11 protein-coding genes are annotated in these 15,536 nt (G+C 61.1%); 5 read left to right on the top strand and 6 right to left on the bottom strand.

The window, feature by feature from the left end:
• Positions 1-1,327: 1,327 nt before the first annotated feature.
• Positions 1,328-4,363, bottom strand: a complete 3,036-nt coding sequence (locus ACFQ9K_RS21420) for a BTAD domain-containing putative transcriptional regulator (RefSeq protein ID WP_378714428.1) — start codon at positions 4,361-4,363, stop codon at positions 1,328-1,330.
• 674 nt (positions 4,364-5,037) lie between these two features.
• Between ACFQ9K_RS21420 and ACFQ9K_RS21415 the strand changes: the two genes are divergently transcribed.
• From ACFQ9K_RS21415 to ACFQ9K_RS21405, 3 genes are read left to right on the top strand one after another with little or no spacing between them, the layout of a single operon-like run.
• Positions 5,038-5,490, top strand: a complete 453-nt coding sequence (locus tag ACFQ9K_RS21415) for a hypothetical protein (protein WP_378714429.1) — start codon at positions 5,038-5,040, stop codon at positions 5,488-5,490.
• The gene (locus ACFQ9K_RS21410; protein ID WP_378714431.1) at positions 5,487-6,392 is read left to right on the top strand and encodes a hypothetical protein; all 906 of its coding nucleotides are present in this window, start codon (positions 5,487-5,489) and stop codon (positions 6,390-6,392) included. The genes ACFQ9K_RS21415 and ACFQ9K_RS21410 overlap by 4 nt, the downstream gene beginning before the upstream one ends.
• A 24-nt stretch (positions 6,393-6,416) precedes the next feature.
• Positions 6,417-6,899, top strand: a complete 483-nt coding sequence (locus ACFQ9K_RS21405) for a hypothetical protein (RefSeq protein WP_378714433.1) — start codon at positions 6,417-6,419, stop codon at positions 6,897-6,899.
• Between the two features lie 1,420 nt (positions 6,900-8,319).
• On the opposite strand, the gene ACFQ9K_RS21400 is transcribed toward ACFQ9K_RS21405, so the two are convergent.
• The 5 genes from ACFQ9K_RS21400 to ACFQ9K_RS21380 form a co-directional block, all read right to left on the bottom strand.
• Positions 8,320-9,078, bottom strand: coding sequence for an ESX secretion-associated protein EspG (locus tag ACFQ9K_RS21400; RefSeq protein WP_378714605.1), 759 nt, complete (start codon positions 9,076-9,078; stop codon positions 8,320-8,322).
• A complete protein-coding gene (locus ACFQ9K_RS21395) occupies positions 9,078-10,829 on the bottom strand; it encodes a hypothetical protein (protein WP_378714435.1) in 1,752 nt (583 codons plus the stop codon). The genes ACFQ9K_RS21400 and ACFQ9K_RS21395 overlap by 1 nt, the downstream gene beginning before the upstream one ends.
• A gap of 70 nt (positions 10,830-10,899) precedes the next feature.
• Entirely contained in the window at positions 10,900-11,682 is a 783-nt protein-coding gene (locus ACFQ9K_RS21390) for a hypothetical protein (protein ID WP_378714437.1), read from the bottom strand.
• On the bottom strand, positions 11,675-13,969 hold the full coding sequence (locus tag ACFQ9K_RS21385; RefSeq protein ID WP_378714439.1) for a hypothetical protein: 2,295 nt from the start codon (positions 13,967-13,969) through the stop codon (positions 11,675-11,677). Before ACFQ9K_RS21385 ends, ACFQ9K_RS21390 begins: the two co-directional genes overlap by 8 nt.
• Positions 13,966-14,298: a hypothetical protein gene (locus ACFQ9K_RS21380; protein ID WP_378714440.1), complete on the bottom strand. Its 333-nt coding sequence runs from the start codon at positions 14,296-14,298 to the stop codon at positions 13,966-13,968. The genes ACFQ9K_RS21385 and ACFQ9K_RS21380 overlap by 4 nt, the downstream gene beginning before the upstream one ends.
• 167 nt (positions 14,299-14,465) lie before the next feature.
• Here ACFQ9K_RS21380 and ACFQ9K_RS21375 point away from each other — a divergent pair, with 167 nt between their 5' ends.
• Together ACFQ9K_RS21375 and ACFQ9K_RS21370 are read left to right on the top strand one after the other, a co-directional pair.
• The gene (locus ACFQ9K_RS21375) at positions 14,466-14,855 is read left to right on the top strand and encodes a hypothetical protein (protein ID WP_378714441.1); all 390 of its coding nucleotides are present in this window, start codon (positions 14,466-14,468) and stop codon (positions 14,853-14,855) included.
• Positions 14,856-14,890: 35 nt separating this feature from the next.
• Positions 14,891-15,448 carry a DUF3558 family protein gene (locus ACFQ9K_RS21370; RefSeq protein WP_378714442.1) on the top strand — a complete coding sequence of 186 codons (558 nt, stop codon included), beginning with the start codon at positions 14,891-14,893 and terminating at the stop codon, positions 15,446-15,448.
• The last annotated feature ends 88 nt before the right edge of the window (positions 15,449-15,536 follow it).

Raw genomic sequence — 15,536 nt, 5'->3', positions numbered from 1 at the left:
TGCTTCTAAACGTATCGACCTGGGCCGCAGAACATTTGGTCAACGCGTACACATCGGGGCTGACCAATACCTGAACCTGACTGACAGCCGCCAATGACTCGTTGGTGCCGAGACTGCCGTTATCTGGCGCCGCCGAGCGTTCGATCGCTGTCGGAGCCGGACAGCGGGGTCGGCGGCTCGAGCGACATCCTGTCCGATACTCGCCTCCACTGACATCTGCGTGTCGCCTGGTCCCTTCACGACGAGCCTCTCGATTCGGCGGATGAGGCCGTCGAGGGGAACGCGGAAAAGCCAGACGATTCCGCCCGCCAGGACGAGCCATTTCAGGGCGTTGACGTACTCCAAGAACATCTCGGGCGCACTCACCTCGCGATCGTAGGCAGCGCGGAGTCGCGCAACGGTTTGACTGGCCGCAGTTGAGCCAAAGGTTATCCCTGTTCGTCGCTGCGCACTGTGCCGATCACCGCACCCCGGAATCCTGCTGGCCGGGACGGGCTCATCAGGACGAATCCCGCCGAGGACCGAATCGATACGCCAATCGGCAGCTGTCACAGCGCAAAGTCAGCTTCGAGCACCTGCCACCAAGAAAATGCTGGTCGGTACTGTTCCCATCTATATGATGCCCCGCCGAGGAGGCGGGTCTCCGGCCGCACGACGAATCCTGTTGGCGCTCAACATATTAAAAGTACACGGAACGCCACTCACAGCCACCACAGGGTAATACGCGACGAAAACGTCTGCACGGTCCGCCGAGCCCAGCTGAACGGGGAGAAGTACATAACCGCCAAACTGGACGGAAGTTTGCGGCATCGGCGCGCATTGGGAAGCCTGGTCGACCAACGGATTTGGACGACAGAGCCAGTCTCAAACGGTGGCGCGGTCGGCATGGGATTTGTCGCTCACAGGCAACAGAAACATCGTTCGTAAAAGATCAACTCTCGCAGGTAAATGACCGATCGCCACCCCACCTATCGTGGATCGTCGTCCACTTCCGTGTCGTCTGGGCCGATCCGTGTACGTGCCTGGTCGGACCTCAGGAGGTCGTTCTTCTCCTCGTCGGTCCAATCGGAGAACTGGTTGATTCCTGCCTCGAAGGCGTCCGGATTGGACGAGCCCGGTCGGCTCGTGACGATCTCCTTTGCGCCCTCGGAGGTCGTCCTCGCGTGCTAAGGGTGTCACTACTCCACCTCAGAGATCAGACGAACGCCCGAACCTGGCGGCCTCGCTCTGAAGGGCCATAGGGGGCGCGGTCGAGATTCACCGGAGAGCGTTCGGAAAACGACCGAACGCCGAACCCGAACACTGGCCGCCGTCCAGCGAAGGTTCGTCACGTTGAAGTGTTCGGTAACCCGTACAAACCGTGCTTCGTGGTGTGGTGCGATGTGTTGACTTGGTTCTGGATGGGGGCACAGCGGCCGAGTTGTTCTCGCAGCTGGGTCAGGCCGGCGGTGGCTATCTGCTCCCACCATTGGTCGCCGACTTCCTGGGTGAGATTGATGGCTTGACGGTAGTGGTTGATGGCGTCGTCGACAGCGTTTGCGTTGGCCAGGACCATGCCGAGCCCGGTCAGTGCTATGGCTTCGCTCCACCGGTCACCGGTTGTGCGAGTGAGACGCAGGGCGTGTTCCAGATGCTGGCGGGCGTGGGGCAGTGAAGTGGTGAGCCCGACGCCGATAGATGCCAATCCTTCGCCCCAGCGGTCGCCTACCTCGCGCGCCAATTCGAGGGCCTGTCGGAATCGGGTGGCAGCTTGGCTGCTGCGACCTGCTTGGTAGTCCAGGTCGCCGAGTCCGATCAGCGCTCGCGCCATGCCGCAACGGTCGCCGCTATCCTCATACAGCTCCGCCGATCGCTGGTGGTGTTTCAGCGCTGCGGCGTGGTCGCCGTCGCGGGCGTGAATGAAGCCGAGGTGGTTGTGGGTTTTGGCCTGGCCCCACGTGTCGCGGTTGGCACGGTCGAGTGCCAGGGCACGGGTGTGCTTATCGATAGCGTCGTCCAGGCGCCCGAGGCGCCAGTAGCCGAGGCCGAGACTTTTACGGATCTCCGCCTCTGCCGCGGTATCCCCCAAGTACAGGGTGCTGGCCAGTGCGATGCGATGGGTTTCGATGAGCAGGTGCATGTGTCCGCGGATGAAGAAGTACCGCCACAATGTCTGGGCGAGCTGCCAGCTCTGTACGTGATGTCCGCGGGTGGCCGCGGCGGCCACGACGGCGGCCAGGTTGAGACGTTCGGACTCGAACCACGTCAGCGCATCCATGGTTGAGTGCAGTGCGGGCAGGTGATCCGGTGGTGGGCTGGTGATCGGGAAACGTTTGCGGGTTGGTTCGAGCAAGTCGGCAGCCATCGCGGCGAGGTGTATGTAGAAAACGTAGGTGCGGGCGGTCGCTTCGTACCGCTGGCCTGCGGGCTCGGTTTGTCCCATCTGCCTGGCGTGATCACGGATCAGGTCGTGGAAGCTATACCGGTCGAGCGTAACCTCATCCAGCAGGTGCACATCGACGAGACTCTGCAGTAGCAAGGTGGTTTCCTCGGCGGTGGAATTATTGATCGCCGCAGCCGCAGCGGCAGTGAAATCCGTCCCGGGAAAGTCGCCCAACAGCCTGAACAGCCGCTGTTGCGCATAGTTCAGATGCCGGTACGACAACGTCAGCGCGGCGCTGACGCTACGGTCGCCGACGCTGAGGGCAGGTAAGCGTCGCCGTTCGTTTCGCAACAGTGCCAACAGGTGCCCCAGTGTCCACGATGGCCGATCACGCAGGCGAGCCGCAGCGATCCGGATTGCCAGCGGCAGGAATCCGCACAGCCGGATGACCTCATAGACTTGATCGTCCTGTCCGCAGATTCGCGGCGTCCCTGCCACCTGGACAAACAGGTCCACCGCCTCGCGGTCGGAGAGCACCTCCAACGGCACGGTGTCGATCGCATCCAGGCTGGTCAACCGGCTTCTGCTGGTAATCAGAAACTGACAGTTCGTGCCGCCGCCCGGAAGCAGCGGCCGGACGTGGGCCGCATCGGCGACATCGTCGAGCACGACGAGTGCTTCCCGGCCTACCAGCAGCGATCGCCACAGCGCCGCACACTGGTCGACTTGATCCGGGATTCGATGCCCGTCCACCCCCAACTGTCGCAACAACGCGTCCAGGGCCGCCTGCACGGTCAGCGGCGCGTGTGTTCCGCTGTGGGTGTGCAGGTCGACGAACAGCCGTCCGTCCGGGAACCGGTCGGCGAGGCGGTGGCCCAGGTGGACGGCCAGCGTTGTCTTTCCGATCCCGGCCATCCCGCTGAGCACATGCACGCCGGGTCCGGTCGCCTTCCACAGGGCCTGGGCCAGGTCGTCGATCTCGGCGGCTCGCCCGACGAAGTCGTCCATGTCCCGCGGCAGGAAGTTGAGACCGCCCAGCGAGCCCCGGCCCGCAGCGGGGATTTCCTGCCGCAAGACCCTCAGCTGCGCGGTGCGGATCTCTGGGCCCGGCTCGATACCCAGCTCCGCAGAGAGCCGTTCAGTCAGGTTGTCGTACAGTTCCAGGGCGGCCGCTTGTTGCCCGTTGCCTGCCAGGGCAGTCATGAGCCGGGCATGCAGGCCCTCGTGCAGCGGCTCGTCGTCACGCACGGCTTCGAGGCGGGTGAGGGTCTGCTCGTGCCGGCCGAGCGCGCACCCGATATCGGCGAAGGCCAACGTCGCAGAGAGCCGCTGCCGCGACAACACTGCCGCCCAGGGGTGCCATGCCAGTCGCTCGTTCCCGGACAGTACCGGCCCACGCCAGCAGGCCAGAGCGCGGTCATAGGTTTCGTACGCGATTTCCAGATCGCCTGCCTCTGCGGCGGTACGCGCCTGGACCGCTAATTCGCCGAACTGTAAGAGGTCCAGCTGCTCAGGGTCCAGATCGAGTCGGTAGAAGCCGCGGCCGACGGTCAACCGTAGACGGGGGCCGAGCAACCGACGCAGCCGCCGCACATACCGGTTCAATAGCTCGGTGGCTGATGTTGGCGGTTGGTCGGCCCACACCGCTGCGGCTGCGCTGGCCAGCGATAACGGCTGATTCACTGTCAGCGCAAGCAATCCGAGCACAGTCGCCTCGCGGGTATCGCCCAGCGCCAGCCGCGTGCCGTCGCGCCCAACAATTAGCGGCCCGAGCACACCGATCCACAATGCCGGAGCCATCGGCTCCGATGTCGCCTCCGTCAACGCGGCGAGCAGTTGGCGCACCGATGCAGTACGGGGATTGCGGACGACCCCGTGCTCGAGATCGCGTACTGTGCGCACACCGACACCAGCACGTCGCGCCAGCTCGGACTGTGTGATGCCCAGTTCGCCGCGCCGCTGCCGCAGGAGCGCCGACAGCGCGGCCGGATCCAACTCCATCCGGTCCCCCAAGTCCCTGGATCCTCTCGTGGGGGTAGTCGCGGGAGGTAAACGTGCCATCAACGCGGTCTCACGCAACGGCAGTTCCCTCAGATGGCCGTTCGGCGTCCGTGCTGCTGAACTGACGGCTGCCACGAAACCGCCGTGAGACGGCGCGATAACCGAATTGTGCTCGACGACAACGCAATCGACAACCCCTACCAGCTAACCTGGTCGAGTTCCCCCTCGATGAGTGCCTCGTCCGCTCTGCCCCGACCAGGTGTTCGATTCGGCGCGCCGCATCGTCTACTCCCGCTGCGGCCGAATCGCGACACGACCGCGTGCTGACACGTCGCACCCTGGCAGCGGCAGAACTGCCGATCCTGCTGCCTCTCCGCCGACCCGATCGGTGGAGAGCCGTGACGTTTTCGCTGGCTGACGCGCTCATAGCGCGCCGGTGCCACGGTCGTTCCGAAGTCGCTTCGCGGCTCCTGCTGGTTGCTAGCGTTAAGGCATCGGAGAGTTCGTGATGGTTGCGATGCCACGAAACTGTGGTCCATAGCACGGGGGATTTGAAACTATTTTCGACAGGCGTATTCGCAGAGTGTCGGCTATTGCAAACCGCTGCCGATTTCGACCCGGACATCGAGTTCCAGATCTATACAATATAGGCCGACCAGGCGAGGGGTCTGACCATGCAAGATTTGGCCGAGCGCGGCTGGCATCGTTCGAAAGCTCTGCCTTCCGGAAACCTCAGAAGTTCAGAAAAGGACCGACGGTTGAGTAAATTAGCCAAGCACGGAGAAGCGTTCGGTGTCGAGCTGTACAAACTCGACAAAGTGGCGAACGACTATTTCCCGGCAATTGCAACGGATTATCAGAAAGCAATCTTTCACTGCAACAGCGTCGAAAATGCGGTGGAGAACATGATGCGGCGACCGCAGTACTTCGGAGGAGAGACCCTAGGCCCGGTATACCGAGCTTATATGCACTTACATTTAGCCGTAGTGAATTGCTTGATAGACACCAAAACCAACCTGGACGATACAGGTGTTGCGCTCGCCAAAGCCGGACGATATTTCGCGGACACGGATCGAGCGGCAGCCGAGGAGATGAATCGGCGAAAGCAAGAGGATGACGCACGATGAGTTACGAGCAGCTCGCGCAGCATGTGAAGGATCTCAGAATCGAGGCGACACGCGCGCAGATGACATACATACACAGATGCGGAAGTACTTCACATTGGGAAAATATTTACAAGAACTACGAATTTATAGAGCCAGTGTTCGATCCGTTTCTCAGGATGCCCGATCCGGCGGTCTACGACCCATCGATCCAGCAATTGGGCGACGCTATGGCCAAGCTGAACAATCGGACTTCCACTATCCACACCGATCTTAGCAAGGACGTGCAAATACTCGGCGGCAATCTCGACCATCTGGAGACTGCTGGAGGTTATTTGGACGACTGGACCGGCGAAGCCGCCATTGCGTTCAAGGCGAATTATATCGACCGTTTCAGAACGATTGCCGGAAACCACTTCACTATGCTGTCCACGATGAGAGGTGCACTACAGGCGCACCAGGCGATGTGGCTTGCCGCGCGCAAAGACATCGACAAAATAGCACACAACACCTTGGACGCGCTCCAGAATTATCAAGAACCCACCAAGAATGACTGGAAGTTTCCGTTCTCGGTACTTGCCGCTGTCGGCACAGTTGCCGCGGCCGCCATTACCATTGTGACCGGCGGGGCCACCGCGCCGGTCGTAGGTATCGGGTCCGCCGCGTCCGTAGGGAATGCAGCTATAACATACGAGGCAAAAGTAGGCGGGGCTACGCCCGATACTATCATCGCTTCGATGCAAAAAGAGATAGATAGTCTGCGGGACCATATTCAGCATGTCGAGTCAGTTCAAATCGAAGAAAGGCTCTGGAGGCTTCAAGATGCTGTGTATCAGAATCGGGATAGTCTAGTCGCCGCTCGCCCGAAGTTGGCCGATATGAGCGACGGCGATCTCTATGGAAAACACGGCATGGGTAGGACATAGGGCGGGAATGAAATAATGTCGAACTTGTCCACTCGGTTGGATAATATTCGGGTACATGTGCGTGCATCCGAGTTGGAAATCGAAGCGGAGCTACGCCATCGTACAAATGTCACGATTTCACTTGGAGAAGGAGTCTATGATTTCGTCGATGAATCGGCGATAGAGCAGGTGCTAGCCAATATCTTGGAGCTATTATGGGCCGGATGGCAGCGCGAGTACCGCAAGGTAATAGAACATACCGACTTGGTTATCGACGCCGAAGACTTAACAGACAAGCGATTTTTCGCCGAGCGCGACTCGGTTGAGGCTGTTGGCAGTTCAAACGACAAACGGATCACCCTTTCCACGGTCGGCATGAAGGACTATTCGGTACACATCACACCTGGCACGATGCGAAAGCTAACCTCAATTGAATTCAGCGTCGGTGTGGGCGACGCGGCAACTGAACTGATCCAAGATTTCCGGGATAAGGTTGGGGAGGTAAAGGACCGACATTACAACTACTGATGCCCCGCATCCTGCTCCACCAAATCATGGGCGCGTGCATCGATCTGCTCGACGCTAGCGCGGCCGGCATCCCTCTCAACCCCCCGAGTCAACGCCACCACCCTCGCCTCACGACCCCGACCGCCACCACAGAGGGCCGCGCCGACCGACGATGACACACAACCAAGTCTCGATGACGACGATCTAAACCAAATCGTTCGATGGGTGCGGGAAACGCGGGGCGCAGGCAGCGGCGAGCCACACAGCCAATGCAAGTTGAGGTGGGAGGGTTGCTCCGGCTCGATCGTACGTCGACGTTACGAATGTCCGTGCGAGTTATCTATTACAGCCGCTGGCCGACGAGCACCACCTGACCAGAACACGCCCGCGAATCCCGCCCAACCCAGACACCAGACGAACTCAGAGAGAACACAAAGTGGCGGCCCGTTCCAGCAACCAGCAATACTCCTTGCAGTAACCGACTCGCACAGAAAGATCGATGCCGATTACCCCTACTGCCTACTGCCAAGGGCAAAAACGGCCTCAATAACCAGCCGACGAGCAAGAAGATACTGGTCGGTGCCGTTCCCATCTATGTCACGCCCAGCCGGGGGCGCTTTCCCGCTCTGACCTGGATATACTCCGGGTCAGAGCGGGATTACCCAAACAGCACAACGCTCAAACAGCTAGGGATTGTCGCGAGGCGACAGTGTCCGTGGAATGACAGCGTCATCGATGGTGCGATTCCCATCGATCGATCTCGCAGTCGTGACGCCGTCGCCAGGTCGAACACCAGGCCCGGGGGCGTACAGCGCCAGTGCACGGGAGTTGGCGATGTGGTGCTCCGGGACTTGGGAACCTCTAACATCACCTGCACCGTCCCGGTCGGCCTTCGGAGTCAGCGGTGCCTGGTCGGCATCACGGGGCGCTTTTCGGGTTGACTCGCTGCACGGCGTGGTGGGTGTGATGCCAAAGCGCTCGAGCGGGCATGTCAGACCGAGAGGCGTCATCTCCTGCGAACCCTGCCTAGATATTGCCCGACCCGTTGTCGATAGCAACGGTCGACACCTCGTCTTCGAACATCCAGCTCCCTTGCCACTCCGGGACCGACCACCCGGACCGGTCGCAAAACCCCGTGATCACAACAAGTTTCGGAACACACGCCGGAGGCCACCGAGTCGCCCTCGATGTCCGCCCATCACCACCGAAACAGTCGGACCGAGTCTCGCGGCCCGCCCCACCTAGGCCTCCGCCAATCCACCGGAGCATCCGCTAGGAATATCTGCTGGAACCTCAAAAGGGAGTGTATATATCAACGTTTCGACGATTTCCCAAACCCTTCTTGCCGTCACGACCTTCATGTCATTGATGACGCAAACCGCTGAAGCCAACGCAGCCCCTCCCGAGAAAGAGCGAATAGCGCAGTTTGAATGGAGCTTCGTCAGACCTGGTCTAGTGCAGCGCGGCGCGACAGTTCGTGGGCTACAACAGCAGGGGATGCCGGTGTGACAATGGTGTCGTTGTCGTTGACTTCGATGATGTAACGTCCTGCCCCTGGGAGATCTGGGTGGATGTCGATCCAACTCAGATACGACGAAGGGTACGGGCGGGCGTCGTGTCGATTACGTTCGATTCGAAAGTGCCCCTCGGCATTACGGCGTCGATGCAACAGGCTCCGGATGCGTTCCTCTACGGCATGTTCGCCGTTCGAGGTTGCTGTCCACGAGGTTGGCGGTTCCTCACCGCGCACGCGTGGTGTGTAACCGATCATCTTTTCGGTGGTCCCGGCCGAAGCCGGGGGCATGGTGCTGGCGAGGTGCCGAGCCAGGTCCTGACGGCGGGTGACGACCAGCTTGATGTCGCCACCGAATTCGGCTGCGGTGCCGGACCTTTGGAACAAGATGACGCCGATTTCACCAACGGCTGCCCCTAGGGTGCGAACTCGCTTGTGGGAGTTATGGGATCGCCCTTTACAGATGATCCGGAGATCAGGGTTTGTAAGTACCCGCATCGGTCCGGTTAGGTCGGGATCACCTCTGCGGGGGTAGCGGACGCTGATCTCCGCGATTAGTTGCTCGTATTCTTCTCGAGTGGTCGCTGACTCGATGATGCTGAGCGGCTCGGGGTACTCGTCGAGACCGGTTTCGCTCCAGACCCAGGCGAATTCGTCTGGAGTGAAGGTCCAGGCTGCCCGAATCATCACGTGGTGCCATTCGAGCGGAGCGTGTCGGTGTCCCCTTCTGGCCGAGCTTCTTTCGCGTTGGCGTCCGCGGTGCCGGGTGTTGCCGGTGAGTCGTTCACGTTCCATCCGTACTCGGCGAATAGATCTTGGAGCGAAGGCCCGGTATCGGGACGTTCGACAGGTTCTGGGGAGTTGGGCTCGGTCTGGGAGTTGATGGAAGCCGGTGCAGCGGCAGCGGCGGCTGATGTCGGTACTGTGTGTGCTTGCGCAGGCAAGCTGAGCGTCGTGTTCGCAGGCGCGTTGTTGTCCGCCGGGTTTCGAGGCTGAGGATCGATCGGCTCGGCAACGATCGGCGCCGGCTGCCTCGGTGGCACCGAAGGTGGTGGCGCGTAGTTGGTATGTGGGTCGGCTTCGGTAAGCGGCCCAGCACCGATCACGTCTACTGATGCAGCTAAGCCTTCGGTCCAATCCGACGCGACTCCCCGGAGGTAGTCGGGAGCATAGTGTTCGGACTCGTCTTCGCCGTCCTTCCGTCGTCCTCCCGCGCCGGATCCGGGGCCCATCGAAGTTCCGGGCCTGCCCGCTCCAGGACGTCCTGCTGCGGTCGCGGCAGCCGGAATCCCGGATCCGGGTACGCGACCGGTTCCGGGTACCGCCGGGACCGAGGCGCCGGGGCCTCCAGTCCGCTGCGGAGTACCGGGTCCGGTGTTTGTGTTGGGTACTCGTCCTGGCCCTGTGAGTCCGGGCGTCACCGGCGATCCGGGAGTATTCGTGACGCTGGCTGGTGTGGTGGTGGCCGAGCTGGTGCCGTCGGGAGTACGGGCACTGGCAGGGCTGGTGTCGCCGGGCGATGTACTGGCTGGTCTGGTCGTGGCCAGGGGTTGTTCGGTGGGTGCGGCAGAGTTTTCCGGCGCACTCCCTTCTGCTGGTGCCGGCGTATCGTCGCCGGGAGGTTTACCGGCGTCGTTGGGACCGGTTCCTGCGGGCACGGGACTGCCATAGTTGATGCCGTTGGGTATGCCCGGATCCCCGTTGTGGACTGTTTGCGGCACGACCGCGTAGGTCGGAACTCCGGTTCCAGCAGGCGGGAACGTCTCTTTGTAGACGCTGTTCAGAGCTCGAATTGCCGCTTGCCGAGCGTGTTCTCGCGTGTTGTCGACTTGATCTTGGTATGCGGGGTTGATCAGTCCGGGCAGGATCGATTCGACCGGGTTGTCAGGGTTCGGGACGACGGTCACCGACGGCGATGTGGTGGGGACCGCGATCCGGACAGCTTCGGCTGCCCACGCGAGGGAGTCCAGGCGCTGGCTCATGGACTCGAACACTCGACCGATCTGATTCGCCACTCGCGAGTACTGCTCGGATGCAGTCTGCGCAGCCGAACCGCTGGCGCCCTGCCAAAGCCCATTGCCGAAAATCCGGTTCATCCCCACCAGGTTGAATGTGGACTGGTTGACCAGGTCGGAGTAGCAGTCGAACCAGGTCTTGCGGATCGTCTGCAGGCCCGCGGCGTTCAACCCGCCGCTGCCGTCGGCTCCGCCGTGCACGGCAGCGATCATGGCTTCCAGTGTCATGCCCTCGAAGCGTTCCTCGGTGCGCACATAATCCGGGTCAGTTCCCGCACCGAGAGCGTTGAGTTCTGCGTCATCTCGACGCACACGCGACTGGGAATCGGTGGACTTGCCTCGGGCAATCTGGACATCGTGCTGGTCCAAGAGATCTTGCAGGCCGGGTATCGGCAGTTTGGCCGGTTTGTCTTGATCACCCATCGTGGTCGTCCCCCTGCGTGAGCCGGTAGCACCAATTCATCTGAACACGAGCCTAACAACGCTCCTCAGCTTATCGCTGGGCGATCCATTCTGGATACTGGACCGCGACCGGCTTGATGGGCGGAGGAGAATCCGGCGATGCCGCAAAGGATTTGGTGATTCCGATCTGGGTAAGCATTGGGAACTGCTGTCGCCACCACTCGATGCAGCTGTCAGGTATATCAGCGAAGGAGAGGAGTTTGAGTTTCTTGATCTTCCATGTTCCGAACACATTCCACGTCGGCAGTCTCCGGGCCTGCGCAGCGTGATCTGACACGGATTCGTCTCGCTGACCTGACGTGCCCGCGTCAGCGCTCGAATTCTCGAGCATGACGCCTTCGCAGAATGTGTGATCGTTGGATTCGGCACCAGGGACAGGTTCAGCTCTGAGATAGAAACGGCATACGTTCGCCGAAACTGTTCTGCCTTCCTCGGCGTATGAGGTGATGTGCAGGTACTCGGTTCTTTTCGATTGCGGCAGGGTTTTGCTGTCGCTGACGAATCCCGAGTCGATGGCGTCGTCGCCGACTTGGCGAGGTCCGTTGATTGCCGCTGCATACCCGGGAAATGATGCGCCGATCCCCGCGAACAACGTGATGTCGCCGGCCTCGACGGCGGCACGCACCAGCTCGGCGCCTCGACTGAAAAGATCAACGCCAGGGTCTGCGGACCAGACATTCGAGTTCAGCAGCTCGGTATCTGGCTGCGGCGATGTCGTGGACGTCGTCGGTGGCTTCTCGTCGGTGGTCCCGCAGCCGACCGTCAGCAGCACTGCCGCAAAGACGACGACCCCCGTTCTGCGGAGGTCAGCCATCTTTGCGCACCACGTCGGAGTAGGCGTTACGGATCTGATGGCCGTCCCCGCCGCCGAGTTGGGTGACCATCCATTCGAACGCGTCTTTGCGCTGAGGATCGTTGCCGAGCTTGATCTGCATGTCGTCGTAACTCAACAGCTTTCCACTCCCATCGACCATCCACGAATACTGCGGCGGAACAGCTGGCAGCGGCAGTCCTTGATCCTGGCGCGCCGAGAGAATCGAGTAGTCGTCGCGGTAGAAATCTACACTGGAAAGACCGGCCAACGCTGCGGGTCCAGGCTTGCCGCCGGTGATCGCATCCTTCAGCGAATCTCCACTGCCATTTATCAACGCATATCCGAGCTTCTCGGGTACGTCACCGAACCCGCTACCGAAGCTCAATGCTGCTTTGGCAGCGTCGAATGCCGCCGCTTTGCGCTTGTAGCTCTCTGTCTCTTGTGTGTGCTGATCGTCGTATCGGTCTTGAATCTCGATCATATTTCCCTTGTCGATCAGGCCGTGCAGCCTGCCCGATGTGGAGAGCCAGCCGCCGGCATTCGGGTCGGTCGGGTTTGCCGCGAAACGCGCTTCATTCTGTACCAGCTCGGAGATTGCCGCCGCGTTGAATTCTTTTCCGGCTGCCTCGTCGGTGTTCATGAGGGCAAAAATGTTCGCCGAGCCGCTGAAGCTGTTGGTTCCCTTGGGATCTGCCCACGACGTGTGGTCGGATCGCAGTAGATCGAAGCCGGGTTTGTTGGGCTGATCGGCTCCGGCCAGATCCGATACGTACGGGGCCATGTTGTGCGAGACCGTGCGGAGCAAGTCAGGATTGAGCTGGCCTACCGATTGGCCGTCGGCGTTTGGGACGTTCGACATCAGTTTCCATGCCTCATCGCTGCTGGTCGCCTCGGCCACCACCTGCATGATGCGACCGGTGCGCGTCGCCGTCTGAACATCGGCCGGGTTGCGTGAATCCTCGACGGTCGCGTCGTGCTCGCCGAAACTGAACACGGACGAGACAGCCTTACCGTTGTCGGACCAGTTGTGAGTCAACGAATCGGACACGAAGTCCTTGCCGTGGTCTCCGGTCACGACCGACTCGACAGCGATCTTGTCCTGACCTACTGCACTGAAGATTCCTTCGGTGATCGCTGAAGTGTCATCGGCGCCCTTGCCGTCGACAGTGAACGACGTAAACTTGCTGTCCGGCATTTGTTCATGACTGACCTGGGCATCTAGGTACTTGCGCCCGACGTCCATCAGCTCACGATCTACAGCCGACCCGGAACGGTATTGTGGGTCGCCCGCGCCGATGATCCTGGCCGTGGCCTGGTTGTCGGCGACACCATTCAATTCGATGCTCGGCGTGATGGCGTTGCCGGTTTGATGGAACTGCGTTGTTACCAGATCGTCGCGGGTCAGCGAAGCCTGCAGCTTCTTCGGTAGCTGGTCCGCACCTCCGGTCTTCGGGATCGCCGGATCCGTCGTGACCCCGGCATTGATCTTCTCGTTCGAGATGATCTGAAAGGTGTTCGACAGTGCTCGCTGCCCATCGGGTGGGAGCTTGTTCATGATCTGCTCGATCTCTTGCGGGCTCTTCCCGTCCAACGATCGGCTGACCTGGGTGAGGTACTCCATTTGCGATGCGGGGATGGTCGTGTTCTCGCCCCGTTGCACCGCGGCCAGCTGTTCCGGGGTCAGCTGGCCGGCCTCGATCAGCCGCTGGGTCGCCTCAGGAGTGAGGTGCGACGGGTCGTTGGCGAGGCTGGTGCCGTCCGCCTTGCCTTGTTCAACGCCCAGCGCGGCCTTGGACGAGAACGCCGCGGCGAGATCTGGGCGGGCGCCGTTCAACGCATCGCGAACAGTGATGTCCGCGCGCATCGCCGACTGGACCGCATCGTTCAAATCTTGTTGCAGCTGCGCCAGTTTGGACGCAGTAACTTCCTTGCCGGAAGGGAAAAGCGTCAAGAACGGCGTCGCGGTGATGCTCAGGCTCTCAGCCTCGGCAAGGATGCCGCGTGCGCGTTGCAAGGGTGCGTTGATTTCGTCGAAGCCGAGCCGTGCCCGTTGCGCCAGCGCCTCGAGCTTGTCGGCGAGGACCTGCATCGTTTTGAGGTCGCCGGTGGCTCGGCCCTGGGCAGCTTCGGCGGCTTGGCCCTCCCAATGGGTGCCTTCCACCTTGACTACCGCATCCACATACCGGGTGAACACGGCTTCGAGCCCGGAGCCTACCGCCACCCACCCGTCGGCAAGTTCGTTCAGGGCCGCGGGGTTGCAGTTCCTCAGCCACTCCAATGGGGTCATTTCGGAGGCTCCGCCGACCAGTCACCCGTGGCGTTCTTATACAAGTCGACCAGCGTGTTCGCGAAGCTGTCGTCCTTGTCCTTGTATTCCTTGGCGAGCAGGGTCATCACGTCCCCGGTTTCGCTCAAACGTTCCTTGACCGCCGATATCAACGCCCCCTGGACCAGATCCCGGGTGATCTCCTCGGCGGCCGTACAGGACAACAGTCCCTTGCCGGATCCAGCAGCTGGAGTCGACGCCGGCTTCACAGCCGCCGCATCACCCGCTAGGTCATGGAGCTGCGGACCCAACTTCTCCAGGATCTCGAGATCCGCTTTGAAAGTACCCATACGCTCCCCCGTCCAGTGGGACCTATAGCGATCGCAAAACGCTATCGCACCCGCAACGAACCGGTCAAACATGGCCTGACCGGGCCGTCGAAGCTTGTCAGAGACCTGCCACCGGTGAACTGTTACCCTCGCACTCGAGGCCGAGACCGGGGGTTGAGTTGACCAGAGTGAGCATCGACTACGGGCAGTCCGCCATCACGGCATTCAATGCGGCGGCGGGCGCAGGGTCCATCAATTTCGACCCAGCCGCTGTCAAGGAAGCCGTCGGGCTGTACACCCAAATGATCAACGGCCTCACCACGACTCGCCAACGGCTGGAGGAAGCCGTCAAGGCCCAAGGCTTCGGCGGTTTCCAATCCGGGCAGGAACTGCAATCCGGATTCATCAGCAAAGCGCGCGAAGGCATCGACGTCATCAACCAGTTGATCGAGGGCGCCATGCGGCTACAAGAGGCGTACCTCCGTGCCGGGAACCTCCTCGAGGATGCTGATCAGAAGAACGCCGCCGCGCTGCGGTTTGCGGCGCAGGCCGCCGAATCCGATAGTTTGCCAACATGAACCGTCGGTGGAGCGCCGCAATCGCTGGACTCGGCATGCTGGTTCTGACCAGCTGCAACGATGGCTCGCCGACGGACGGACCCGCCAGCGTGCCAACCACATCCGTCCCGCCCAGCCTGGCGGTGTCACTCCCGCCCGCGCCTACGCAGCACAATCAGGGGCGGCAAGAAGTGAAGATCGATCCATGCCTCCAGGTCGACGATCAGACAGTTACTCGAGCGGGATTCGACCCGAAGTCCCGCAAACGGGACGATCAAATCTTCGACACCTACTCCATCATTGGATGCAAGTTCGACGACAAGAAACAAGTCGATGGCCAGGTGGTGACAGCTCGATCGTTGACCGTTTGGTCGACAAACGTCAGCCTTGACGAATTCCGCACGCGCGAAAGCAATTCCGCAACAACAGTCAAGGTCGGAAACAACGACGCCATCAAGTACGAGACACCGAATGCCGGTGCCTGCTGGGTCGCGATGAAAGATTCAGACGGTGTGCTCAACATCCGCATCGGAACGAACCTTCCGTTCACCAGCGAAAAGCCGTGCGACCGAATCATCGAAACCGCCGAGATCATCTCGTCGGCGGTACATTAGAACACCTTGCGCTGACCTGCAGTTGCAAAACACCCGTACCAGAATCCATCACACAGTCCGAGCCGCCGGACTGTTGGGTCCTTCGCTG

The sequence above is a fragment of the Nocardia sp. NPDC056564 genome (assembly GCF_042793755.1).
In the GTDB taxonomy this organism is placed as follows: domain Bacteria; phylum Actinomycetota; class Actinomycetes; order Mycobacteriales; family Mycobacteriaceae; genus Nocardia.
The sequence above is the reverse complement of the archived record's forward strand: the minus strand, read 5'-3'. Positions and strand labels throughout refer to the sequence as shown.

Bases quoted from the DNA above. Each gene is read 5' to 3' on its own strand.
- ACFQ9K_RS21420 (WP_378714428.1), bottom strand. From the start codon at position 4,363: ATGGAGTTGGATCCGGCCGCGCTGTCGGCGCTCCTGCGGCAGCGGCGC.
- ACFQ9K_RS21415 (WP_378714429.1), top strand. From the start codon at position 5,038: ATGCAAGATTTGGCCGAGCGCGGCTGGCATCGTTCGAAAGCTCTGCCT.
- ACFQ9K_RS21410 (WP_378714431.1), top strand. From the start codon at position 5,487: ATGAGTTACGAGCAGCTCGCGCAGCATGTGAAGGATCTCAGAATCGAG.
- ACFQ9K_RS21400 (WP_378714605.1), bottom strand. From the start codon at position 9,078: ATGATTCGGGCAGCCTGGACCTTCACTCCAGACGAATTCGCCTGGGTC.
- ACFQ9K_RS21395 (WP_378714435.1), bottom strand. From the start codon at position 10,829: ATGGGTGATCAAGACAAACCGGCCAAACTGCCGATACCCGGCCTGCAA.
- ACFQ9K_RS21390 (WP_378714437.1), bottom strand. From the start codon at position 11,682: ATGGCTGACCTCCGCAGAACGGGGGTCGTCGTCTTTGCGGCAGTGCTG.
- ACFQ9K_RS21385 (WP_378714439.1), bottom strand. From the start codon at position 13,969: ATGACCCCATTGGAGTGGCTGAGGAACTGCAACCCCGCGGCCCTGAAC.
- ACFQ9K_RS21380 (WP_378714440.1), bottom strand. From the start codon at position 14,298: ATGGGTACTTTCAAAGCGGATCTCGAGATCCTGGAGAAGTTGGGTCCG.
- ACFQ9K_RS21370 (WP_378714442.1), top strand. From the start codon at position 14,891: ATGCTGGTTCTGACCAGCTGCAACGATGGCTCGCCGACGGACGGACCC.